The sequence below is a fragment of the Streptococcus sp. 27098_8_74 genome (assembly GCF_041431705.1).
GTDB lineage: Bacteria > Bacillota > Bacilli > Lactobacillales > Streptococcaceae > Streptococcus > Streptococcus salivarius_E.
The window spans coordinates 115,173-139,632 of record NZ_JAPVYF010000002.1 but is presented as its reverse complement, the minus strand read 5'-3'; the positions used below and the strand labels follow the sequence as shown (position 1 = coordinate 139,632).

The window sequence follows — 24,460 nt, the reverse complement described above, 5'->3', positions numbered from 1 at the left end:
GCATGAAAAATGAAGAATTGGTGAAGCAATTAACATCACCCTCTAAAAATTCACGCCTCGAGAAGTTTGGTAAAACAATCACTTTCCTTTGCCTAGCTTTGATTGTTTTTATCGTAGCCATGATTTTACTTTTCGTTGCTCAAAAAGGGCTGGCGACTTTCTTTGTTAATAAAGTTAGCTTGATCGAGTTTCTCTTTAGTGGCGATTGGTCGCCATCTGAAGGCAAGTTCGGAGCTCTTCCAATGATTTTGGGATCATTCGTAGTTACCTTGCTCTCAGCCTTGGTAGCAACGCCATTTGCCATTGGAGCAGCCATCTTTATGACTGAAATTTCTCCGAAAGGGGCTAAATTCCTACAACCAGCTATTGAACTTTTGGTGGGGATTCCATCTGTTGTTTATGGATTTATTGGTCTCCAAGTCGTGGTTCCATTTGTTCGCTTAATTTTTGGTGGAACAGGTTTTGGTATTCTTTCAGGTACCTTTGTCTTGTTCGTCATGATTCTACCAACCGTAACCTTTATGACAACAGATACGCTTCGTGCAGTGCCTCGTCACTATCGTGAAGCCAGTCTGGCCATGGGAGCTACACGCTGGCAAACGATTTGGCGTGTGACACTTAATGCGGCTAAACCAGGTATTTTCACGGCCGTTATCTTTGGTATGGCCCGTGCCTTTGGTGAGGCTCTCGCCATCCAAATGGTTGTCGGAAATTCCGCAGTGATTCCAACTTCTTTAACGACACCAGCAGCAACATTGACATCTGTCTTGACTATGGGAATCGGGAATACAGTCATGGGTACTGTTTCAAACAATGTCCTTTGGTCTCTCGCCTTGGTGCTCTTATTGATGAGTCTTGGTTTCAATATGTTGGTGAAATTCATTACCCGTGAGAGAAAGAGAAATTATGAACGCTAAAAAAATTGATAAAATTGCCATCGGCACACTCTATGTGATTGCTGGCATTATTGTAACAATCCTGGCAGCCTTGATTCTCTATATCTTGGTTCGCGGGATACCACATATCAGCTGGTCATTCTTGACTAGTCGATCATCATCTTACAAAGCTGGTGGAGGAATTGGGGTTCAACTCTACAATTCATTCTTCCTTTTGGTTATTACCCTGATTATTTCTGTGCCTCTTTCCATGGGAGCTGGCATCTTCTTATCAGAATATGCTAAAAAAGGACGACTTACCAACTTTGTTCGTACCTGTATTGAAATCCTTTCTTCACTACCTTCAGTGGTGGTCGGACTCTTTGGTTACTTGATTTTCGTTGTCCAATTCCAGTATGGATTTTCAATCCTATCAGGTGCCTTGGCTTTAACGGTCTTTAACCTACCACAAATGACTCGTACGGTTGAAGATAGTTTGCGAACAGTCCATCATACCCAACGTGAAGCTGGGCTAGCTCTAGGCTTGTCTCGATGGGAAACAATCTTACACGTTGTTGTTCCAGAGGCCTTACCTGGTATTGTTACTGGTATCGTTCTTGCTTCTGGTCGTATTTTCGGAGAAGCAGCAGCGCTAATCTATACAGCAGGTCAATCTGCACCAGCACTTAACTGGAGCGACTGGAATCCGCTTAGCATCTCTAGTCCAATTTCGATTTTCCGCCAAGCAGAGACACTTGCTGTTCACATCTGGAAGGTCAACTCAGAAGGTACGACACCTGACGCCACTGCAGTATCTGCTGGTTCAGCAGCAGTGCTCTTGATTTTCATTCTGATTTTCAACTTTGGTGCACGTCGTTTGGGAGCTTACCTCCATAAGAAATTAACATCCGCTTAAAGGAGTTATCATGACAAAATATAATTGGGACGAGCGTCATATTATCACCTTCCCAGAGAAGGAGCTCGCTCTTGAAACAAAGGACTTGCATGTCTACTATGGTCAAAAAGAAGCCATCAAAGGCATTGACATGCAATTCGAGAAAAATAAAATCACAGCTCTTATTGGGCCTTCAGGATGCGGTAAATCAACTTTTCTTCGTAGTCTAAACCGTATGAATGATACGATTGATATTGCCAAGGTTACTGGACAAATCCTTTATCAAGGAGTCGATGTTAACGCAAGTAATATCAATGTTTATGAAATGCGTAAACATATTGGAATGGTTTTCCAACGTCCAAATCCATTCGCCAAGTCTATTTACAGAAATATCACCTTTGCTCACGAACGTAAAGGTGTAAGAGATAAGCAAACCTTGGACGAGATTGTTGAAACATCACTTAAGCAAGCTGGACTTTGGGATCAAGTTAAAGATGACCTTCATAAATCTGCCTTTACCCTCTCAGGTGGTCAGCAACAACGTCTTTGTATTGCAAGAGCTATTGCCGTGAAACCGCAGATTCTCCTCATGGACGAACCTGCAGCTTCATTGGACCCTGTAGCTACTATGCAGCTCGAAGAGACCATGTTTGAACTTAAGGAAGATTACTCTATTATCATCGTGACGCACAATATGCAACAAGCAGCGCGTGCTAGTGATTATACAGCATTCTTCTACCTTGGTGATCTTATCGAATATGATGAAACCAAGAAAATCTTCCAAGACGCTGCCCTACAGTCGACCAATGACTATGTATCAGGACGTTTTGGATAGAAAGGAGCACTTATGACTGAACCAATCATTTCAATCAATGATTTATCGGTGTATTTCAATAAGAAAAAAGCCCTCAATAATGTGACAATGGATTTCTATCCAAATGAAATCACGGCCCTTATCGGTCCTTCAGGATCCGGGAAATCAACCCTGCTCCGTTCTATCAACCGAATGGGAGATTTAAATCCCGAATGGACACTTACTGGTGCTGTTTCATACAACGGTCACAATGTCTACAGTCCTCGAACAGATACCGTTGAACTCCGTAAAGAAATCGGAATGGTCTTCCAACAACCCAATCCTTTTCCAATGTCAATCTATGAAAACGTGGTTTATGGCCTTCGTATCAATGGTATCAAAGATAAGGCTGTTCTTGATCAAGCAGTAGAAGAATCACTAAAGGGTGCTTCAATCTGGGAAGAGGTTAAAGACCGTCTCCATGACTCAGCACTTGGACTTTCAGGAGGGCAACAACAACGTGTCTGTATTGCACGAGTGCTAGCCACATCTCCAAAGGTCATCCTTCTTGACGAACCAACGTCGGCCCTCGACCCTATATCCGCTGGTAAGATTGAGGAAACCCTCTATAACCTTAAAGAACAATACACTTTGTTGCTAGTCACTCGTTCTATGCAGCAGGCAAGTCGTATCTCACAACGAACAGCCTTTTTCCTTGATGGAGAGCTCATCGAGTATTCATCAACGAAAGACATGTTCCTAAATCCACAACATAAAGAAACTGAAGATTATATTACCGGTAAATTCGGTTAAGAAAGGACAGATTACTAAAAAAATTATGATGTTACGAACTCCCTTCGAAGAAGAATTAGAAAAACTCCACAACCAATTTTACGCTATGGGTACAGAGGTTGCAGCTCAGCTTAAGAAAGCTGTACGTGCCTTTATCAGCCATGACCGTGATTTGGCTAAGGAAGTCATTGAAAATGACGAAATCGTCAATAACTACGAAACCAAACTTGAGAAAAAATCACTTGAAATTATTGCTCTACAGCAACCTGTATCAAGTGATTTGCGTACAGTTATCACCGCACTTAAAGCATCTAGCGACGTTGAGCGTATGGGTGACCATGCCGTTGCTATCGCTAAAGCAACCATTCGAATTAAAGGTGAAGAACGCCTAACTGAAATTGAAGCTGAAATCAAGAAAATGGGGAAAGCAGTCCGCCACATGGTCGAAGATGCTCTAGATGTTTACTTGAACAGTGACGAACAACGCGCTTATGAAATCGCAGCTTCAGATGAAATCATTGATAACTATTTCCGTGATATTCAAGCCATGACAGTAGAAGGTGTTCGTAAGAATCCAGACGCTGCCTTCGCTGCCAAAGAATATTTCCAAGTACTTATGTATTTGGAACGTATCGGTGACTATGCCCGCAATCTCTGCGAGTGGGTTGTCTACCTCAAATCTGGTAAAATCATTGAACTGTAGGCAAAGCTTCCAATCTATGTTATAATGGGTTTGTATTGAATAATTCAGACCCTTTTCTTTTGTAAAAGAGTCTAATATCGAAACATTTGTCAGTCTGTTTCGATGCGAAAAGTTAGATTAGGAGTATATACGTATGACAGCATCTGTTGCTCGTTTTATCGAAAGTTTCATCCCTGAAAATTACAATCTTTTCTTGGACATTAATCGTTCTGAAAAGACCTTTACAGGGAATGTTGCCATTACAGGTGAAGCCCTTGATAACCATATCTCCCTTCACCAAAAAGACCTTACCATTAGTTCCGTTCTCTTGGATAATGAATCGTTAAGCTTCCAAATGGATGATGCTAACGAAGCCTTCCATATTGAACTTCCAGAGACCGGTGTTTTGACGCTTGTCATTGAATTCTCTGGTCGTATTACAGATAATATGACAGGGATTTACCCATCATATTACACCTACAATGGTGAGAAAAAAGAAATTATTTCAACGCAGTTTGAATCTCATTTTGCGCGTGAAGCCTTCCCATCTGTTGATGAACCAGAAGCTAAAGCTACTTTTGATTTCTCATTGAAATTTGATGCTGAAGAAGGCGATATAGCCTTGTCAAACATGCCTGAAATCAATAGCCATTTGCGTGAAGAGACTGGAGTTTGGACTTTTGAGACAACCCCTCGTATGTCTACATACCTCCTTGCCTTTGGTTTTGGAGCTCTTCAAGGTAAGACAGCGAAAACACAAAACGGTACTGAAGTTGGTGTCTTCGCTACAGTTGCACAAGCTGAAAACAGCGTTGACTTTGCCCTTGATATTGCCGTTCGTGTCATTGATTTCTACGAAGACTACTTCCAAGTCAAGTATCCTATCCCATTGTCATACCATCTCGCACTTCCTGACTTCTCAGCAGGTGCCATGGAAAACTGGGGACTTGTTACCTATCGTGAAGTTTACCTTCTTGTAGATGAAAATAGCTCAGCTGCAAGCCGTCAACAAGTAGCCCTTGTAGTTGCCCACGAATTGGCTCACCAATGGTTCGGTAACCTTGTTACAATGAAATGGTGGGATGATCTCTGGCTTAACGAAAGCTTTGCCAATATGATGGAGTATGTTTCAGTAGATGCCATTGAGCCTAGCTGGAATATCTTTGAAGATTTCCAAACAACTGGTGTGCCTCATGCCCTCCAACGTGATGCTACAGACGGTGTTCAGTCTGTCCACATGGAAGTCAATCACCCAGATGAGATTAATACCCTCTTTGATAGTGCTATCGTTTATGCTAAAGGTAGCCGTCTCATGCATATGCTTCGCCGTTGGTTAGGTGACGAAGCCTTTGCTAAAGGACTTAAAGCTTACTTCGAAAAACATCAGTACAACAACACTATTGGACGAGATCTCTGGAATGCCCTTTCTGATGCTTCTGATAAAGATGTCTCTAGTTTCATGGATACTTGGTTGGAGCAACCAGGTTACCCTGTTGTTAGTGCAGAAGTAGTTGACGACACTCTTATTCTTAGTCAAAAACAATTCTTCATTGGTGAACATGAAGATAAAGGTCGTCTTTGGGAGATTCCATTGAACACAAACTGGAAGGGGCTCCCAGACACACTCTCAGAAGAGCGTATTGAGATTCCAAATTATAACCAGCTTGCTGCTGAAAATAAAGGAGCTCTTCGCCTTAATACAGCAAATACAGCACATTACATCACAGATTATCAAGGTGAACTCTTGGACCAACTCTTAGAGGAATTTGCTAACCTTGATACTGTAAGTAAACTTCAGATTTTGCAAGAACGCCGTCTTCTTGCTGAAAGTGGCCGTATCTCGTATGCAAGCCTAGTCGCTCTTCTTGATCTTGTCGAAAAAGAAGAAAGCTTCTTGATTGCTCAAGCTAAGTCTCAAATCCTCGCTGGTTTGAAACGCTTTATCGATGAGGATACAGAAGCAGAAGTGCATTACAAGGCTTTAGTACGTCGTCAATTCCAAAACGACTTTGAGCGTCTTGGTTTCGATGCCAAAGATGGAGAATCAGATGAAGACGAAATGGTTCGTCAAACAGCTCTTAGCTACTTGATTCAAGCAGACTATCAACCAGCAGTCCTTGCGGCCGCAAGTGTTTTCCAAGCTCATAAAGAGAACATTGAAAGCATCCCTGCAAGTGTCCGTGGTCTCGTTCTAATTAACCAAATGAAACAAGAAGACAGTCTAACTCTTGTTGAAGACTATGTCAATGCATATGTAACAACAAATGATAGTAATTTCCGTCGTCAATTGACTCAAGCAGTTTCATACCTTAAAAACCAAGAAGGTCTCGACTACGTGCTAGGTCAGCTTAAAGACAAACATGTCGTTAAACCTCAAGATTTGTACCTATGGTATATGAATTTCCTCAGCAAATCATTTGCACAAGAAACCGTTTGGAACTGGGCGAAAGATAACTGGGATTGGATTAAGGCAGCCCTAGGTGGCGATATGAGCTTTGATAGCTTTGTTAATATCCCAGCTGGAATCTTTAAAACGCAAGAACGTCTTGATCAATATATTGCTTTCTTCGAGCCAAAAACAAGTGATAAAGCCTTAGAACGTAATATCTTGATGGGAATTAAGACAATTGCTGCACGCGTAGACTTGATTGAAAAAGAAAAAGCTGCGGTTGAATCAGCTCTTAAAGATTATTAATATAAAAAACAAGCTTTCCATGAAGGAGAGTTTGTTTTTTGTGTGTAGCATTTTACATAAATTTAGTTATGTTTATGTATGATCATAAAATACTTTTAGCATAATTAAATTTATGTAAACTAAGAAATAACCACTCCAAATAGGAATGGTTAGACTAGGGTAATTATAAATTATCTAGAGCATTTTTTTGCTCATCATTGACGATATGAGTATAAAGATCAGTGACCTGAGTGGAAGCATGGCCAAGTTGGTGGCTAACTAAAACTTGAGACTTGGTAGCATCATAAAGACGTGTTGCCAGAGTATGTCGTAGTTTATGGGGAGTCACACGTATCTTGAAATCCTGAGAATATTTGGCAACCATTTTTTCGATACTTGAAGCATCAATACGGTTTGGAACCCCTCGATATTCCGTTAAAAATAGGGCAAGGTCTTGCTTTTCAGCCTTATAGCGTTTATCACGTATACTAAGATAATTCTCAAGATAAGGTTTTGCAAAACTTGCTACATTAACTGAGTCTCGTTTGCCACCTTTTCGAGTAACATCAATGACCATCATTTTCAAATTGATATCTTTAAGGTCTAGATTAACAGCTTCAGAGAGTCGAACCCCTGAAGCCAGTAGCAAGGCTATTATCGCTAAATCACGTTCTTTATTCTTGTAAAACGAAGATTTTGCGCGATTTGAGAGCTTAACTTCGTATTCATTTTCGACATAGTCAAGAAATTCCATGGTTTCATCGCCTAGAAAGAGTTTCTGCTTGATATTCTCAGCACGTGCAGCCAAGGTTTCTTTCTTTTTCTTAGTCGAAACTTTTTTCATGACGTTACGATAGAAATATGGCTCACCGTCAGGACCCTCGACCTCCTCAGTTAAATACTTATAGAGACTAGATAGAGCTGAAAGCGTACGGTTAATAGTTGTTTGAGAAACTCCCTGTTTCTTGGAATAGGTATTTAAGGACGGACGTTCACGTAGATAGAGTACAAATGACTCCATGTCTTTTTTAGTTAGATTTTCCAGAGTTTTGATGTCAATTGAGGCAATATCATGAGCATCTGAAATACCTGAGTCAATCAACCAGTCAAAAAAGCGTTTATATTCCTTAAGGTATTCGTATAAGGTAGTAAAAGAATATGGAACCGATAGTTTAGACTGATAATACTCCAGAACAAACCAGGGCATTAGAGATTTGTATTCTTCAATTTTTTCGAGTAAGAGTTCACGTTTCATTTGTTTTTTCTCCAAAATTACTTAATAGAAGTATATCACACCCTTATCTTTCTTTCAAGAAAATTACAGTTTTTCGGAAAGATGTTATAAGGTGTTTTTTACTTAGAACTAGATAACTGAAAAAATTTTTAAAGTACATTTTACAAAAAAAGCACGTTTTTTCACGGAGAACTGAAAATTTGAATAAAGTACATTTTCCAGAAAAACATGCTTTTTAAAGTGAAAACTGAATTTTTTCCATTGATTCGAACTATCAAAGTTTTTGTTTTTGTTTATTTCTTATTTTTCCTCTAAATTCGAAAAAAACAAGCCACTAAAAATGTGACTTGGTGAACTTAATTTCTTATTCGGTTAAAATCGGAAATGAACGTTTTTGCCCAATATCTTTTTGGTTTAAACATCATAATCTAGAGAAAAATTATCTGAATAATCTTTGACAGTCTCATAGGTTTCAAGCATCGCTTCGTTACTGGTTAAACAGCGAACTTCCTTTGTCTTTTTATCTTCAATTTTTAATTTGCTAGGAATAAATAAATGATATGGATCTAATAACACTACTTCCAAATAATGTTTTAACTTTTCCTTTTTGTGTGTGGGAGGTTTAATCCTGTATAAGCAAATAACCCTAAATTTACCATTTTTCCAATTTGTTACGTCTAAATCATCTTGTATAGGAGATTTTCTAAAACAGTATTCATGATTATCTACAAATTGTTCATCTAAGAATTCTTTTAAGATTTCACGAATCCTCTTACCTTTATGACTAGCATCAATAGTAATCATTGTTGAATTTTGTCGTATTATATCAGGATTAGTTAATAATTTTTGCAAACAAATTATAGTCTGTGAGTCAACTTCTATACCATTCTTCTTATTTGTAAACTTCAAATGAGGTAAATTTTTAAACGTTTTAGCTGAATTTAGAAATACAATTTCAACTTTCACCTCATTAAAGTTAATTCTATTGACTGGAGTATATGTTTGTGTATTAAAGATTTTCTTTTGGAATTTTATCGTGCTATTTTTTTCTTTTGTCTTACTGTTAGCAAAAATAGACACGGTTTTGCCATTAGCCCACATGTTTAGTTATATATTCTTCTATAATTTCATCTGGATTCATTTTAATGTGAGGAGCCCCGCTATTTTCTTTAAAAGGTTTGCTCCAACACTCATCCTCGTGAGTACGATCAACAAGTGTAAAATCGTCCACTTCATTTGTTTGAGAAATAATGTTATCTGTAAATTGAACAACGTTACGCTTTTCAGCTGGAGTTAGCTTTTGATTCAAATGCTCCATTTCAAGAGGTTTAGCTTGATAACATCCCTCTCTATTTGCTGTATAAACTTCATAATCAACTGGCCCATACTGCCAAGCCTCAAATGCAGGATTAAACAAAAACTTAGTGTAGTTTATAGAATCGAGCTCCCCCGTTTCTTCCGAGCTTAAGTTCCCATATGTTGCTCCGTAATAGGCGAACAAGAAATACAAAGTTTTTTGTATTTTCAACGGTGATGGCTCATCTAATTTTTGAAATAGATAATTAACCAAATCGCTTTTGTTATTAAAAATGTAATCTCCCATAATAAAAATCTCCCAAAATATAAAACATCAAAAAACATAGATAACATATCTGTCACCTATGTTTATACTTTTATACTATACCTAAATTTTACACCAATAGATTACCAAAGTCAACGTTCCCCTTAAATTTTCCCTTTAAAAAATATATTTGCCATAGTTTTCCAAAACTTCAAACACCATAAGATGAGATTGTTCAATGTTCTATATTGGTTTTGTTCTTATCTGTTGTAGCTTTAAACCTTCTTGAAGCAAGCCACTAAGTGACTTGGTCAATTAAGCTTCTTATACGGAACAAAATGCTGTCTCTTTCGTCTTCTTCCTTTGCAAATCAAGCAAGACTCTTTTGAACGCTTTTCAAAAAGAATGCGTTTTTTGATAGGCATTTTATATCTGTGTTCTGGATTATTTTTGCAGATCCACCATACGTTTTGTTGGCTTGAAGGTTTTACTTCATCTGGATTCGCTAATAAGATATTATTTAGGTAATCCCATTCTTTTATTAGATTAGGATAGAGAATATCAAATGAATTATAGCCAGACAATAATTTCTTACCTGTGCAGTAAGGACAACATTTGTCATTTTCACCCCTATCACAGATTTTTGCCTTATAATGTCCATGACATCTTCGGCATTCCCACTCGACAAGTTTCTTTGAGCCTGGGAATTCTTCTGATATTTCACCGTACTTATCAGATAACCACTCTTCGACAAGAAATGGTTTAACGACATCTAAGCTTTCTGTTCGAGGATCAGGCAGACGTTTTGAGCAATAAGGGCAAATCTTTTTTGAAAAAGACCCATCATTCAGATACTTCTCTAAAACAATGTTGAATCTTTCTGTAAAATTGAGTTCGCATGTATCGCAATGCCAAATATAGTTCCTTTTTTCAGTTTCAATTGGAATGATAGAGTCACTAGAAACTGTATTTTTAGGACTCCACTTTATTGCTAAGTCAGGATAAACAGCTAATAGACTATTGTAGCCTTCTAATACCTCTTCATTATTACAGTAGGGACAAGTATTGCTTACTTCTCTACGAATTGGAATGGAAGCAAGATAATCACCACTGCATTTCGAACAAGACCACCAATATTTCTTAGTCTCAATATCTATTTGCGCCAAATGGATTGGTGTGCGATTTTTAGAACTCCATTCTTTATTTAAGATGGGATTATCATAAACAGGATTATTCTTAAAAAGTCCTGTTGACCAATCACAAAAGTTGGGACAGGTTTGAAAGTTTCTATTATCTAGCTCAGTACGCAATACCATTTCTTGTGGGCTGCAATCGAAGCTAACATGACAACAAGGGCACGTCCAACTAACTAAGTCATGAGACTTATCCCAATAATCACCCAAATCACCTGAGTTTTTGGGATTCCAGAATATTTTTAGATGTGGATGCGTCTTTTCTAGTGTATTGAAACCTTTGAGAAGTTTTTTATGGTGACAATAAGGGCAATTATTTCTATACTTTTCATAAACTGGGCAGGAATAGACCCCCTTACACTTCGAGCAGACCCAATTGACTTCTATATCAGACAGAAGATCAACTGACACCATGTAGATGGTGTTCTCAGTTGACCAGCTACCAAAATCTATATAAAGTTGTTTCAACTGTTCCGATAAATCAAAATGTATAGGGCCACGATTTGGAACTAAATCAATTGGTTGATTAAAGCTTGCTTGACATTCTGGGCAGTAAGCTCCGTTTCGTCTTATTTTAGAAAATAGCCTGTCTAATGATGTTTCAAATTCGAAATGACATTTATCACATTTCCAATGGTAAGGTAGGGTTACATTTTGATCTAACCGCAATGTTTCAAATGGCTGTACATTAACATCATTTCTGTAAATCCTAAACAGGTTGGGGTAGGTCCAGATGTAATACGACTTCGGGGATTTGTTACAACCTTTGTGAGATAACTTGTTTTCATTCGTTACACTAAATCTAGAATCTTGAACAGATCCTCTCCAAGCTTCATGACAAGTTGGGCACTTAAAATGAAAAACTTGTTTAGATGTAAAAGTATAGCTCATCAATTTTTCTTTTATCGTTTCTTTATCTTCAATATGAAAGTCAATGTAATTGATGATTGAGGGGAATACTGCAAGAATACTATTCTTTTCTGGAACGAGTTCCCGCCCTAAGTCACAACATGGACAGAACTTGTCGTGAATCTTGCTAAGCCTATATACTGTTGAAACTAATGCTTGCCAGTGATGTGAGCAATCTGGGCAAGACCAGAAAACTTTATTACGGCTATTGATGCCTATTGAATTGCTATCCCATTTTAAATTCTTTTCAGCATCCCAATACTTCATGATATTAGGAAAACTACTGATCACTTCTATCATTTTTAAATGCCTCTTCAGTAATTTGTTTTGCTATCCAATAAATTCTTTATGCTAACGACTTTATTATCTGGTTTGCTAACAGATGACGTATCATCAACTCGAAGATCAATCTCTGTGTCTGCTGTAATAACCTGACTTTCTAAAAATTCGTCCGTGATGACTTTGTTATCAGACTTCAGCAATCCTTCAGCCTTTAATAACTCATTTGCGATTTCAGGGTAGACACTCGTTTTCAAAATGCTTTGCAATTTTTGATTTTCAATTTCTAACTGTCTCTTTTCTTCCAAGGTTTTATCAAGGGCTAGCTTGTCAGAACTCTGTTCACAATACTTAGCCGTCAATTGATTCAACTCTTTTTTGAGGGTATCATATTCTGATTTTATATTTGTTGCAGCATCCACTATATCTTTGTAGTATTGGCTTAATTCGACCAATGCAGCTTTGATAGAACTAGGAGTGCGATTAGTCATCATAAAGCTGTCTACGTCAAGGGTTTTGTGAGTGATGATAACTTGATAATCCTTATCAGCGTCAACTAGCTTCATTGATTCCACCATATCCCTAAATGGTTTATTTCGCCTAATTGTCGTATCAGCAACGTTTGGAAAGCCATTTTGTCTCACGTAATTACCAAATTGAGGTATTTTAAACAATTGGATGTTGCTATTGCACTGCTCCTCTAGATAATGTTTGAAGATATCGATTAACTCTTCATCAGATATGAGTTTCTTCCTGGCCATGCTTTTCCTCCTTGTTGGCTTGTTTCGCAGCTAAGTATTCTTGATATGAGTGGCTAGTGGTGCTTAGTCTTAAAAGGGCTTCGCCAATCTCCTCTAGATGTCCTTTGCCTTGTCGTACACGTTTTATGGCTTGATCAACTAACATTGCTTCCTGATCAATCGACTTCTTGAAAGTCTTGTCCATCGAAAAATAGTCTCTTCCTATTTTTCGATAAAAGGGGCAACTGCTACAAGCTCCTAATTCTGCATGACTGCTGATAACCTTTAGGCAGTCCGAGAAGTCTCCGTTTGCGTAGAGTGGCGAATAACACCATCCTTTATTATCTAGTTGGATATAGGCTTTGCCAACAGTGTATTTTCGTTGTACCGTGCTTATCTCATAGGAAGTTTGAGAACTGGTGAGCTTGCGATAGACCTGATAACTTCGGCATTCAATGAACTGACTGAGATTTGAAAAATAGTGTGACGATGTAGAGACATTATCATGCCCAGCAAGAAGCATTGCTGTCACTGGGCTACTCCCTTCCGCAATCAAGTTGATCATAGCTATGTGACGTGTATCCCCAATGTGAATAAGGTTGATCTCGTTTTCTTCAAGCTGACTAGGTGGATTAAAGTAATTAACATGATAGCCATATTGCTCCGAGATAACTTCGTTGAAAAAGTATTTGAGAATCGTATTCAGATTGGTATAGGTTAAAAAACGATTATTGATTCCTGTTTTTCGTTCCCACTTCTTATAATGAGAATCTGTGACAAAGAGGGTATCGAGTTTTGTTGAGGCAAGATCTTTAGTCAAATCCAAATAGCTCTGTATGACCAAAGCTAACTTTTCTGGGATTTCAAAAGTAGTTAAATAGTAATCCTCTGAGATCTTGTGTGACACACCTTTTTCTTTTCCTTTGAGATTGTTTCGTCTTAAGGTGAGATAGTGTTTTCCCTTATTCTCAGATAAGCAGTCTCTTTGGGTTAATAAGAACTCCCGTGGACGCAATGGCACTACTGCTGTAATCTGCCACCACAGGTACATCGGATAGTAAAATAGGCGTTCTTCATCGGGTATTTTCTGCCCCCAATAATCATTTAAAATATCGTTGAAAGTAAAATAAGATTGAAACTGGGCTAGCTGGCGTTGTTGTCGTGGTTTTAGTTCGTATTGGAGTGTGATAAGATTATCCAGTTGTTCCATAAGTTGATTTAGGGTATCTGTGTCATAGCAAGGCAGACTAGAGAAAAAGTCAATGCAAAGTGTTGGAGATGTGATTTTGATGTCATAAACATTTTCCAAGATGTCTTGTTTGCTTTCTTTAACTAAACGTTTGATGTCACGTAAAAAACTTTGCAGGGATACTAATACGTGTTTATCCATTGATAAGACAACAAAGCTCTTTAGGTAATCTACAAAATTCTCATATTCTATACAAAGCAAAGGTTCATAAACCCTATTGTATTGAAAATGATTGATATTAAAAAGAAAACTGATGTTGGTATACTCATTTGTGGTTTGCCATTTGTAGGCATCAAAATCAGCCGTTAGGATGATCTCTTTGGCTACATAGTCTTGAAAATATTCTTTTGCCTGCTGTACCACGGTATTGTCAAAACCTGCAATCGTTTTAACTGTTCGAAATAATTTAGCTTCATGACTCAATTGACTAACTCCTTTATAATTTCTTCGTAGTCGTTCAATACCTCTTGACCATACTGGTCAGACAAGGCTTGTAGCATTTCTGTTAAACAGGGTTTTAGCTGATATTCCAAAATAGCTCGAATTTTCCCTTTTTCTAAATCATTCTGCACCTCTCCATATTGCTTATTGAGCCGATTAAACTCACCAATCAATAGCAACAAAGTTGATTTTGTCTGTAACTCATAGGTACAACCTACACAATGTTGCCGATCCTCATAAGGACATAGCTTTCCCAGAGCAGATAAGAGACACATGCTCTCAGCTTGCTTAGAAAAAGCTTCACCATTTCCAATACGATGACAAACTATGAGAAGCTGGTCAGGTTCCATCTGCTCCTCTACCACCACTTGTAGAGCTTTCTGAGATTTAGTATCAGCTCGAACACTAAGTTCTAAGGTCTTTTCAATTTCCGCAGGTGTTAAGTCTAGCTTCCTAATCATTTGAGTTTGCTGACTAGGATTTAATTCTTTGTATTTACCTCTCGTGACAATGGTCAAGAGCATGGACGGTACCATAGACAGGACACCTCTCTCAAAAAGCTCCTTTGCTACCATTTCTGGTTGTAATTGACCTAATTGAGCATCCTTAAGATAAGCTGTAGTAGTTTGAGCAAACTCAGTATAAGAACCCTTGTGGCTGCGTGCTAAAGCTGCCAAGAAGTAACCCTTGATATTGAGTTCAGACTTCTCTTGTAAGACATCATCTGCTAGCATAGCAATAGCCTGCAAGTAAGACTTGTTCGCTGATCGACTACTGAAATCTTTCTCCAAGAAGAGTTCTCCAATATCCTCTCCCATGTATCGGTTAATACGCTCGTAATCAGCGATTTTACGAATAAGTGGACCACTAACCTCAACTTGTTTTTCAAGCCTATAATGAGCTTCGCAAACAGCTAAAAGCGTGCCTATCAAAACTTGACAGCTTTCTGGCACATGAAATTTCAACTGACTGACATTGGATGCTCTTTTGGTCTTTTTAGGAGTGATATTGAGATAGGTTAGGCGAGTCGTGATACTAAGGAGGGTTTTTCTTGCCTCACTAGTTTCCCAAGTCCCATCTTTGACAGCAGCTAACACTTCTTCAGGCTCTCGTGGCAACTGTGGGTGCCCGATCCTTTCTAAGTCCGTGGTTCTGAGGGCGCAAATAAAATGAAGAGCTAAGTAGAGCCATGTGTCTGCATAATCCTTGGAAGAAGCTGCTCGAGCTAACATCTCATTTTCTTGGATATAATTGTCATTAAAAAGGTAAAACATCAACTCTAAGTAATCATCTAATTCGTAAGCACCGTTCTTATCTTCCAAGGTATAACGATTGGTCATCTCATAGGTATTGCGATAGTGTGTCACACCTTTGCTTAAGAGCCACGAGATAAAGCTAATACAGTTGTCTCCAAGTTTTTTGCTAAGTGTTTCAGTAGCCTGCTCAATCAGCTTTTCTAGCTCTTTGTCGGTGTACAAGAATAAATCCTTGGCCAGATAATAAGCCAGAAAATCCTGAATATAAAATTGACTAGCCTCGTCTAACTCACTATCTCTCACATATTCCATAAAATACTTTTGTGTAGCAGGGTATCTACGCTTCAAAATAACTGAGATAGTATCCATACCTGGCTGAACTGTTAGGAAATCTTTTACCTTATCTTTTAGAATGGTAGCTTCTGCTTCTGATACACTGAATACATTTGTATCGATAGAAACACCAAACCAAGCATTGTCTAAAAGAAACTGGCTGACTTTTTCTCTAACTGTTGGTATGTCTTTGTCTAAAGAAACTAATGTTTTTTCCAAAATATCTTTCAGCAAAACACTCATGCGTTCCCTCCATCACCAAATAGGTTCTCTGCTCTCCAACTCATGTAATCGAATATTCCATCATTAACCTGACCATATTGCTTGGCGATTTCGCCCTTGTTCTGCAAATAAACCCAAGCACTATCAGGCGACTTGTCTCCTCTGGCAGACATCAATTCACTGATTTCTGAGACACCTGATAGCACTAACTGAGTTGTGTACCAATGCCTAAAAATATGAGGTGAAATATTGTGTTCCTGCAACAGATGACCAAATAAGACGACTTCTGCGTCGTCTGATTTTAAGAATATTGGTATCATCTCTTCTCGAATAATACGACGAAAACGTTGATAATAGACAGCGTAAGTCAGAGCTTTTCCCTGCTTGTTTAAATTGAGTGGTCCATAATCTCTTTCGTATCTCTTCCCCTCTAGATAGCTCATATAATTATTGTATGTATCTAAAAAGACTTCTAGAAAGATGTAAGGCACTGCTTGCATTCGTTCTTTTTTGATGCGTCCAGTTGGTTTTAGATCACTTCTTAACGGCATTTCTCTTCGCAGATCAATCTCAACTTTGAAAGTCTCACCTTCGCTCTGGTGAAATAAGATTCCAGCGCCCAGTGGGCTATCTTCTCTTCTGACGTTACAAGCTTCTGAAGGTCTAAGCCCAACAAAGGCTCCCAAAGCCACAACCATAAGCAAGTCCTTGTGGTATTCTGCAATGTGGGCAAATAGCATTTCAAAGGCGCTATTGGGCATATCTCGAAAAATAGCCTGTTCTGTTTGGCTATCGTCCACATAAACGTCAAATTTTGGCTCTTTTCGCTTAATCAACCTGCCTCGTTTGTTTGTATAGCTGGTTGTTTCATAAAGGGCACTAGGAGATAAAATCGCTTTGCCTTTTCGCTCCTTTAGGTAAAGAGTTAAAAAGTCAAGGATAGTGTTGACACAAATTTCAACCGTAGATTTTTTTCGGTGTCTTGTGTCCCCTGGTAGAGTCCCTAAACCATAATTCATCAGAAAATCCTTAATCATATCAAGGGTTAGTTGATCTAGACTAGTAATTCTTTTTACGCCAAACACATAATTGAGAAACTTAATAACATAAGCAAATCGCTTATTTCCATCATCCGAAATTGATTTAATCTTTGAGGCTGAATTTACATAGCGATGAAAATCTGTAAACTGCAAGTTGCCATCAGGAGCTTTCAGAGCAATGAACTGCTTGGTCACAAGATGATTATCGCCTAGAATCAAGGTATGCTTGTAGCTGATAAATTTCACGACTTCTCCTTTTGTTAACTAGATAGTTTACTTCTTGATTGTATTATATCTTTTTGGTAGAATGTTTGTAAAGTGAAAACTTAACAAAAAATAGCAAAAGAAAAAAAGTTAATTAACAAAAGTAAAAGAAAAAGAGGTCAATTATGTTTTCAGGTCAACGATTAAAAGCTATTCGTAAAGAGAAAAAAATGAGCCAAGAAAAACTCGGCTCACAATTAAATATTTCTAAGGTTGCTGTTTCTAACTGGGAAAATGGAAAATCATTTCCCACTATGGATAATCTAAACGCACTTGCAAAAGTTCTTGAGGTTGAAACTCATTATTTTGAAGAACATAGTGAAGTGATTAGCATCTATCTTCAGTTAAATAACGTTAACAAAAACAAGGTGGTTATCTATTCATCTGAATTGCTTGAGATACAAGAAAAATCTGATAATAAAGTAGTTGATTTATTTAGTTATAAAACTTATGAAGGTTTATCAGCTGGAAGAGGCTACTCCTACTTCAACGATGGTGATTATACCCTCACCTACTCAACAGAAGATATTCCTCACGACTTCGCTTCATGGGTTGTCGGTGATTCAATGGAGCCTGAGCTACCTGATGGTGATGTAGTCTTGATTAAGCAATCCACTAACCTAGATGACGGCGAAATCTATGCTGTCGAGTTTAACGAACAAACCTATGTGAAGAAAGTATATCGCCACAAAACTTATCTCCGTCTTGTTTCTATCAATGAAAAATACGAGGACATCTTTGCCCCCTATGAAGAAAATCCTCGTATTATCGGAAAAATCGTAGGTCACTTCACTCCAATTGAACAGTAAAAAGAAAGGGAACTATATATACCAGTTTACACTTGAAGCAAGCAACAACCTGATTAAGATTATCAAACGGAACGCTTATGGTTTTAGGAACTTTGAAAACTTCAAAAAAGACATTCTCATCGCTTTGAACATACATAAAAAGAGGACCTATCAGGTCCTCTCTAGATGTTAGCTTTTCATCAACCCACTACAGTTGACAAAGAAGCAGAAAAAGACGATTTCTGGAAGGAAGTCGTCTTTTTCAATTTCAATAAAATCAATCATTTAAAATGCTTAAATAATAGTCTTTATCCTTCAATGTATCATTTTTAATATCTGATAGAATAGTATCCAATAAGGATTTGCATAATACTCTGAGATTACTAATCTCATATATTCCTAAATGCTTGATTTTTTCAGAGTCAAATTCAAATGGATTTATACTCTGTCCGCTATAGTATAATTTAGATATTTCAGATAAACTATCATTACTAATATTTGGAAACTTTATTATGTCCCAATATTGAACAGCAAGACTCCCACCTTGTCCACCAACGGATATTTTATCCATAATACCCTTGTGTTTCATATAATTTAGAAATGTAGTAATCAGAATAGTATTTTGCATTGAATGCTCATTAGTTGTAGGAGTAATTATTATTCCGTGAAAGTTTGTAGTAAACTTCCAACTATTGTCACAAATTGCGAAAGTTTTTCCTACATTTCCCTCAGCAGAAAACAGAATATCATCTTTTTGTAGATACCAAATTTTACCTTTAGTTCCAAGAAAAGTTGATTTGTTAACCAATCCAAATTCAGAAATATCACTCGGATATACCAACATTGCATAATTTGGTGCATATGTAGAGGTTTTAATTGATCTTCCAATATCTCGTTTAGCTAAGTTTGGTCCCCTTTTTGTAATGTAGCCTAACTCGTTTAAATTTAAGCTCCCAGTTGGAAACTTTGAGATTTTATCAAAAAATTCTTGTACATCTGTTGAATATATTCCTGCATCAAGTCTATATTTATCAAATAAGTCGGAAACATTTGGATTACGACTTGAAATATTGACAGTATCCAAAATATTATCAAAAATTGTGTAAATCTCCCTTTGGTTATGTATTGCTTGAAATTCTGAAAATACAAGGTTTTTTATCAAGTTCTCAATGCATTCGATAACCCAAGTTTCATTATCTTTAGGAATAGGAATTAAGCATTCTAAAAATCTATTGCCAGAGTGCCTGATTGTAGACCCCTTTGGAGTCATAGCATCCAACTGTTTTCTAAAATATTCATCTTTAAGAAATGCAAACAGATAATATTTGTTTATATCATAACTAATATTTAGTCTCATTAAACCAGATGAAAATATGTAATCATTTTGGTTATCTGATAAAAACAGTGACACATCTCCTATGTTTGCATCAACTGACAACAAAATATCTTGTTCAGATAACATGAATTTTTCAATATCAACTAACTTTTTGTCATTAAGATATAAAGATTTGTTATTTTGAGTTATGTAGTTAATATTATCTAAACAGCTATTCCTTATGTAATTAACTGATGATTTTAAATTACTCAAATATAAACTTGAACCAGTTTCGATCCCTTTTTGATAAGGATTATCCTTATTTAAAAGTTCAGCTAATTTTACAACATTGATATTCTTTATTGCAATTTTTTTATAGTTATTTGCCGAAAGATTCTTTTTGTTTGATAAAATCTGACTTATAGATATGTCTTTAGGTAGTAAAATATTTTCCATAATTACCTACCCGATGAGAATTTTGTTCGTAAGGTGTCTTCCTGAAGTAAACACCATTCTCTGAAGTCTGATATTATTTCTGAAAAATCCTCATTTAATAAATTTTCCCCTGTCTCTGAATTTATTATTGTTTCAAATGTTTTTGGATTTAACTTATAATCATTTTCAAAAATAACGTTTCTGTTAACTGTTTTTTTCGTATATCCTACATTCGCTATCTCTCTTACAAAAACTGAATAATCATCTTTGATTAAACTTTCCAGTTCTGACTTAGATGGCTTGTAGCCAACGATTATAGTCGTATTTACACCCGTCTCTGCGAAGATATTTGGTGGTAAGTCTATCAATGCTACAATCCGTACTTGATGCAAAAGCCATTCTCTAACAAATTCAAAACTCTTATTAGATGCGATGCTATTACTTAATATTATACCAAATCTTCCGTTCTCTTTAATAGAACGAACAGCATTTTCTAAAAATACAACGCCTAAATCCAGTCCATCTTTAGGATTAGTCTCAATATATTTATCGTATGTCTCGTAAAATTTAGCAACTCTAAGATCTTCGGATTTTTTTAAATCTAGATTACGACCTTTACCAAATGGTGGATTAGTAAGAATAACATCGTATTTCATTAACTCCGTTCCGTCGGGTCGGTTATCCCAATTTCCACTTAGATGATAATTTTCATCTAAAGCAATTATTTTTCCATCATCAAGCAATTTATGGTCGATTGAACCTTTATCTTCTACATAATGGATATTAGCATTACCATCGCCATTTAATAGCATATTCAATTGTGCAAGAACCGTCATATTATAATCGTTATCTAAGCCAAACAAATTGTTGTCTTTAAGTTTGAAGTCAGAATTTGCGTAGCTCACTGATAAAAAGTCTGCTATACCACAGCACGGGTCACAAATAGTTTCTGTTCTTTTAGGATTTACTAAACTAACTACAAAGTCAATAATAGGAATTGGTGTTAAAAATTGAGCATTCTCTTCTTTTTTGAATTTTGTTGCAAAATTATAAAACACCAGTTGATACAAATCACCTCTAGATGATTTTGTAAAAGAATATCGTTGAAATTCCTGAACAATTGTTTGTGCCACTCTAATATGACGAGAATTATTCCAGTCAATTTTATTTTCCGAAAGAATGTTTTTATATTGTTTTTTAGCACTCTTATATATTGACTTTAAGCGTTCAATGAAAATTCTGGTATCTGATTTTAACAAATCTCCATTAACTAGCATTTCATGTTCAGAAATATGAAATTTTAATTCTTGACCATACTTTTCAGATTCATTTTCATCAAAAATTTTTAACGCAAGCAGTTGAATTAGAAGTAAATACCCTTCCTCGTTAAACAAACTATCCTCAGAAAGTTGTCTTAAAATATTATTTAGCGATTTTCTAAGATTCTCATCGGAAATTCTATCAACAACATCTAAATCTTCTATTTTTAGCTGTGATTTTTCTAAATTAACACCGTTTATCTTTTTATCTAATTCATCATAACTCGGAATAACGTGGTAAGGATCAGTTAGTTCAAGCTGGTATTGTTCTAATATTCGCTGGCTAGTTGGGAAATTTTTGCTGTTATCATACCTTGAGATTGTTCCGCCGCTATCTTTTTTAAAAAGATATAATCGACCTTCATTGTAATAAACTCCTAATGTAAAAAGACTGTCAGACTCCTTGATGGTAGCTCTAATTTGTGAATTAAAAACCTGTTCAATTGTTTTATCACTTTCTTTTTTGAACTCAATCATGACAATTGCAAGTTTTCTCAATTCACTAAGTGCATCTTGATTCTTATTATCTCTATATTCTTTATATAATTTTCTCCAATTACTATCAGAAAAAATGACTGCATCAATTTTTATTGGATTAGAATTTTTGTTTCCTTTAGGAAAATAAATCTCCGTCCCAATCAAATCTCTATTGAATAACTGGGCATCAATAAGAGCATAAATAAACTCCCACTTATAAAACTCTTCATTCGGTTCATTATCCTTATTTTTTATGGAAATGTTAGTTAAGATTTTGCCATCAACTGGAACGAATGATTTTTCTAACTTCTCACGTGTCAGGTATTTACTTCTAAATTTTAATCTTGCAGAAGAAAAATTTTTACTCATTGGAAAGCCTCGCTTTCCAAGACAACAGAATGTGTGCTGATGGATTGTATCATCGTCTTCCTTCCTATATCAAAACATTTTTAACCGTTTGATACGGTTTATTTTTTAGCTTAATGCTATTGAAATGTGCTTAAAAATCACTCTATGAAGCACGTTACCATTATTATAACATAATCGGCGATACAATCGCATTAGAGTTGAGAGAATTTATTAATTTCTTTAGTCATTTTTTCAATCACTTAAACTCTCCCCTAGAACATGTCGCCATATTTCAAATCTAAACGCTAGATATAGCATCACATTGAATAGTTTTAAAAATTGAACTTGATTTAACTCCTTGTCCCACCGTCCATGTCCGATCATGTGACGGTTTGGTTCGTCTAGCGTAAATCGTTTTGTATCTTTGAAAAATTGATATAGCCATTTAAAGAAACCTAAATCCACAATTGGTTTATTCAATAGTGAATCATCTAACTCTTCCACTGCTCTACGGCCAACGGGCATAAAGCGTGCGTTGCTTTGTATTTCAGAGAATCTGGTTATTACTCCATCAATAGCTACGGTTGCTAAAGTATAGGCGGCATAGTAATTTTCTGAACGATAGCTTTGTAACATTGAATCAAGCAAAGGCTTTGAATAACAACCTGCATTTATCAATTCTTGATAGATGTTATCATCACTAGCATCTTCACTTAGCTGTTTTAGCCATTCCAACTCCAACTCATCTGAAAGCCCACTCTTAAACACTCTGAAGTCTCCAGCATAATTAAAATAAGTAACCCAACCCTTATTAGCCATAGTCTCAAGACCAGCCATAATTTCTTTATTTTCTTCTTCAGAATATGGAGTCGGAATAGACTCAAAAACTCTTTTTAGATCAGCAAGGATATTTGAAAAGTTTATTTGTAATCCTTCATTTACTTCGGCAATGCTTTGAGCAATTTTTGTTTGAGCTTGAATAGCATCTTTAACATTATCAGGTAAGGATACAGTTTTGATTGTTTTAGCAAAACTCTTAGCCATAACTGCAAGTGCTTTTTGGTTGATTGCCTTATTCTTAATTTTTGTAAATTCCGACCAAGATGCTAAAATAGGTGCGATATTCTTCATTAATTGGTTTACGTCAGACTCTTTATTTGGTTCTATTTTGATTTCTTTGGCCATTTAATATCTCCCCTTCTTTATCTTAAAAATACAGCTTTTTCTTTTTATTCTGTAAATTCGTTTCAATTCATGTACTACCCCATTATATATTTTTCCATCTTTATAAGAAATTACGAGATTTCCTTGAGCATTAGGAATAAAAACATTGAATTGAGAACCTTCATAACCAACAAACCTATGGCTTTTTGCTCTGCTATGTGCAATTTTAGCTTCTAAAATAATACCTCTAGGGATAGGCTCGAATTCTAAATCATTCTTCTTAAATACAGGTGTTACTCTATAATGAATATCTCGTCCTTCATCAAGTGACTCTTGAATTATCTTCTCAAAATATTTCATTCCATAGGCTTTTTTATCTCCATCAAATGTTTCAGCTGAGTTAGTCCAATCAGTTAACATTACAAAGTTTTGCCACTTTTTGTAATCGAAAGTATGAGCGTATTTAACAAGAGATCGGGCAATTAGATGCCCCTCGTGAAAGACACCACTAGATGAAATTTTATTTTGTCCCCATATTGAATTTGGATGTTTGCTCCAAAATGCGTCAATATCATCATTTTTTTGCTGAGATCTAGAACCCTTAGATAAGATGGAGAGTTTACAGTAGATTCTGCTTAATAAAATCTCATCGTCTGGTTTTTGAATTTTAAAGTATAAAAAAGAAGGAATTGCACTATTAAACCACTTTCCATTATTTAAACTATAATAACCCGACTCATGAAACACACTATTTTCAAGCAACTCCTTCAACTCAGTATAATCGGCGTAGGTTCTCTGAATAGCCTCCTTAGTAGGCATCAAATCTTTTGTATACCTGTCACTTCTGCTCATACAAAACTCACTCTCTTTCGTTTATTTACTACAATTATAACACGCTACATGACTTCAACGTATACTCTTTGAGCAATAAAAATGTACAAAATGCTTATTATTTTATAATCTATTGCGTGCTCTGAAATAGACTTTTGCCACTCTACAACTCAAAACAATCTTAGCACTCAAAATGAACATTATTCAGTCTAAATATATTGTACAAAACAAAAATAAAGTACACTCCTTAAAGAATGTACTTTATGCTTCTAATTCAGTTATATCAATGGTTTAGTTCATGTTAAGTCAATTGTACATAAACTTTTAGTTTTAGGTTTTTATAGATTTACC

19 protein-coding genes and 1 pseudogene are annotated in these 24,460 nt (G+C 36.4%); 8 read left to right on the top strand and 12 right to left on the bottom strand.

What is annotated here, in order from left to right; translation table 11 throughout:
* Positions 1 to 2 precede the first annotated feature (2 nt).
* From pstC to O3670_RS01405, 6 genes are all read left to right on the top strand, one after another.
* Positions 3 to 917 (top strand): phosphate ABC transporter permease subunit PstC, encoded by a 915-nt coding sequence (pstC, locus tag O3670_RS01430; RefSeq protein ID WP_002885101.1) that lies wholly within the window; start codon positions 3 to 5, stop codon positions 915 to 917.
* A complete protein-coding gene (pstA, locus tag O3670_RS01425) occupies positions 907 to 1,791 on the top strand; it encodes a phosphate ABC transporter permease PstA (protein ID WP_022495957.1) in 885 nt (294 codons plus the stop codon). The genes pstC and pstA overlap by 11 nt, the downstream gene beginning before the upstream one ends.
* A 10-nt stretch (positions 1,792 to 1,801) precedes the next feature.
* Positions 1,802 to 2,605, top strand: coding sequence for a phosphate ABC transporter ATP-binding protein PstB (pstB, locus tag O3670_RS01420; protein WP_003092580.1), 804 nt, complete (start codon positions 1,802 to 1,804; stop codon positions 2,603 to 2,605).
* Positions 2,606 to 2,617: 12 nt separating this feature from the next.
* A complete protein-coding gene (gene pstB, locus O3670_RS01415; protein WP_002890956.1) occupies positions 2,618 to 3,376 on the top strand; it encodes a phosphate ABC transporter ATP-binding protein PstB in 759 nt (252 codons plus the stop codon).
* Between the two features lie 28 nt (positions 3,377 to 3,404).
* Entirely contained in the window at positions 3,405 to 4,058 is a 654-nt protein-coding gene (phoU, locus tag O3670_RS01410; protein ID WP_288628120.1) for a phosphate signaling complex protein PhoU, read from the top strand.
* A 133-nt stretch (positions 4,059 to 4,191) separates the two neighbouring features.
* Complete coding sequence (locus tag O3670_RS01405) at positions 4,192 to 6,732, top strand: M1 family metallopeptidase (RefSeq protein WP_371595719.1); 2,541 nt, start codon at positions 4,192 to 4,194, stop codon at positions 6,730 to 6,732.
* A 163-nt stretch (positions 6,733 to 6,895) separates the two neighbouring features.
* Here O3670_RS01405 and xerS read toward each other — a convergent pair whose 3' ends face one another.
* The 8 genes from xerS to O3670_RS01365 all read right to left on the bottom strand — a co-directional run bounded on the left by xerS (position 6,896) and on the right by O3670_RS01365 (position 17,414).
* Positions 6,896 to 7,966, bottom strand: coding sequence for a tyrosine recombinase XerS (xerS, locus tag O3670_RS01400; protein ID WP_013990605.1), 1,071 nt, complete (start codon positions 7,964 to 7,966; stop codon positions 6,896 to 6,898).
* Positions 7,967 to 8,359: 393 nt separating this feature from the next.
* Complete coding sequence (locus O3670_RS01395; RefSeq protein WP_371595718.1) at positions 8,360 to 9,046, bottom strand: hypothetical protein; 687 nt, start codon at positions 9,044 to 9,046, stop codon at positions 8,360 to 8,362.
* A complete protein-coding gene (locus tag O3670_RS01390; RefSeq protein ID WP_073685306.1) occupies positions 9,036 to 9,548 on the bottom strand; it encodes a Panacea domain-containing protein in 513 nt (170 codons plus the stop codon). Before O3670_RS01390 ends, O3670_RS01395 begins: the two co-directional genes overlap by 11 nt.
* 269 nt (positions 9,549 to 9,817) lie before the next feature.
* Positions 9,818 to 11,908: a zinc-ribbon domain-containing protein gene (locus tag O3670_RS01385; RefSeq protein ID WP_371595717.1), complete on the bottom strand. Its 2,091-nt coding sequence runs from the start codon at positions 11,906 to 11,908 to the stop codon at positions 9,818 to 9,820.
* 14 nt (positions 11,909 to 11,922) lie between these two features.
* The gene (locus O3670_RS01380) at positions 11,923 to 12,648 is read right to left on the bottom strand and encodes a hypothetical protein (protein WP_371595716.1); all 726 of its coding nucleotides are present in this window, start codon (positions 12,646 to 12,648) and stop codon (positions 11,923 to 11,925) included.
* Positions 12,623 to 14,299, bottom strand: coding sequence for a hypothetical protein (locus tag O3670_RS01375; RefSeq protein WP_371595715.1), 1,677 nt, complete (start codon positions 14,297 to 14,299; stop codon positions 12,623 to 12,625). Before O3670_RS01375 ends, O3670_RS01380 begins: the two co-directional genes overlap by 26 nt.
* A complete protein-coding gene (locus tag O3670_RS01370) occupies positions 14,296 to 16,149 on the bottom strand; it encodes a hypothetical protein (RefSeq protein ID WP_371595714.1) in 1,854 nt (617 codons plus the stop codon). Before O3670_RS01370 ends, O3670_RS01375 begins: the two co-directional genes overlap by 4 nt.
* On the bottom strand, positions 16,146 to 17,414 hold the full coding sequence (locus O3670_RS01365) for a site-specific integrase (protein WP_371595713.1): 1,269 nt from the start codon (positions 17,412 to 17,414) through the stop codon (positions 16,146 to 16,148). Before O3670_RS01365 ends, O3670_RS01370 begins: the two co-directional genes overlap by 4 nt.
* Positions 17,415 to 17,557: 143 nt before the next feature.
* On the opposite strand from O3670_RS01365, the gene O3670_RS01360 reads away from it, so the two are divergent.
* Together O3670_RS01360 and O3670_RS01355 are read left to right on the top strand one after the other, a co-directional pair.
* The gene (locus O3670_RS01360; RefSeq protein ID WP_371595712.1) at positions 17,558 to 18,241 is read left to right on the top strand and encodes an XRE family transcriptional regulator; all 684 of its coding nucleotides are present in this window, start codon (positions 17,558 to 17,560) and stop codon (positions 18,239 to 18,241) included.
* Positions 18,242 to 18,272: 31 nt separating this feature from the next.
* A pseudogene (locus O3670_RS01355) lies at positions 18,273 to 18,413 on the top strand (transposase); the annotation flags it as partial.
* Positions 18,414 to 18,497: 84 nt separating this feature from the next.
* Here O3670_RS01355 and O3670_RS01350 read toward each other — a convergent pair.
* The 4 genes from O3670_RS01350 to O3670_RS01335 all read right to left on the bottom strand — a co-directional run bounded on the left by O3670_RS01350 (position 18,498) and on the right by O3670_RS01335 (position 24,130).
* Positions 18,498 to 19,991: a restriction endonuclease subunit S gene (locus O3670_RS01350; protein ID WP_073685315.1), complete on the bottom strand. Its 1,494-nt coding sequence runs from the start codon at positions 19,989 to 19,991 to the stop codon at positions 18,498 to 18,500.
* Between the two features lie 2 nt (positions 19,992 to 19,993).
* Positions 19,994 to 22,135, bottom strand: a complete 2,142-nt coding sequence (locus tag O3670_RS01345; protein ID WP_371595711.1) for an HsdM family class I SAM-dependent methyltransferase — start codon at positions 22,133 to 22,135, stop codon at positions 19,994 to 19,996.
* Positions 22,136 to 22,366: 231 nt separating this feature from the next.
* Positions 22,367 to 23,299: a hypothetical protein gene (locus O3670_RS01340; RefSeq protein ID WP_371595710.1), complete on the bottom strand. Its 933-nt coding sequence runs from the start codon at positions 23,297 to 23,299 to the stop codon at positions 22,367 to 22,369.
* Positions 23,300 to 24,130, bottom strand: a complete 831-nt coding sequence (locus O3670_RS01335) for a DNA/RNA non-specific endonuclease (protein ID WP_371595709.1) — start codon at positions 24,128 to 24,130, stop codon at positions 23,300 to 23,302. It lies immediately after the preceding gene.
* Between the last annotated feature and the right edge of the window lie 330 nt (positions 24,131 to 24,460).

Coding starts and splice junctions, on each gene's coding strand:
- pstC (WP_002885101.1), top strand. CDS start 3: ATGAAAAATGAAGAATTGGTGAAGCAATTAACATCACCCTCTAAAAAT.
- pstA (WP_022495957.1), top strand. CDS start 907: ATGAACGCTAAAAAAATTGATAAAATTGCCATCGGCACACTCTATGTG.
- pstB (WP_003092580.1), top strand. CDS start 1,802: ATGACAAAATATAATTGGGACGAGCGTCATATTATCACCTTCCCAGAG.
- pstB (WP_002890956.1), top strand. CDS start 2,618: ATGACTGAACCAATCATTTCAATCAATGATTTATCGGTGTATTTCAAT.
- phoU (WP_288628120.1), top strand. CDS start 3,405: ATGTTACGAACTCCCTTCGAAGAAGAATTAGAAAAACTCCACAACCAA.
- O3670_RS01405 (WP_371595719.1), top strand. CDS start 4,192: ATGACAGCATCTGTTGCTCGTTTTATCGAAAGTTTCATCCCTGAAAAT.
- xerS (WP_013990605.1), bottom strand. CDS start 7,966: ATGAAACGTGAACTCTTACTCGAAAAAATTGAAGAATACAAATCTCTA.
- O3670_RS01395 (WP_371595718.1), bottom strand. CDS start 9,046: ATGTGGGCTAATGGCAAAACCGTGTCTATTTTTGCTAACAGTAAGACA.
- O3670_RS01390 (WP_073685306.1), bottom strand. CDS start 9,548: ATGGGAGATTACATTTTTAATAACAAAAGCGATTTGGTTAATTATCTA.
- O3670_RS01385 (WP_371595717.1), bottom strand. CDS start 11,908: ATGATAGAAGTGATCAGTAGTTTTCCTAATATCATGAAGTATTGGGAT.
- O3670_RS01380 (WP_371595716.1), bottom strand. CDS start 12,648: ATGGCCAGGAAGAAACTCATATCTGATGAAGAGTTAATCGATATCTTC.
- O3670_RS01370 (WP_371595714.1), bottom strand. CDS start 16,149: ATGAGTGTTTTGCTGAAAGATATTTTGGAAAAAACATTAGTTTCTTTA.
- O3670_RS01360 (WP_371595712.1), top strand. CDS start 17,558: ATGTTTTCAGGTCAACGATTAAAAGCTATTCGTAAAGAGAAAAAAATG.
- O3670_RS01350 (WP_073685315.1), bottom strand. CDS start 19,991: ATGGAAAATATTTTACTACCTAAAGACATATCTATAAGTCAGATTTTA.
- O3670_RS01345 (WP_371595711.1), bottom strand. CDS start 22,135: ATGAGTAAAAATTTTTCTTCTGCAAGATTAAAATTTAGAAGTAAATAC.
- O3670_RS01340 (WP_371595710.1), bottom strand. CDS start 23,299: ATGGCCAAAGAAATCAAAATAGAACCAAATAAAGAGTCTGACGTAAAC.
- O3670_RS01335 (WP_371595709.1), bottom strand. CDS start 24,130: ATGAGCAGAAGTGACAGGTATACAAAAGATTTGATGCCTACTAAGGAG.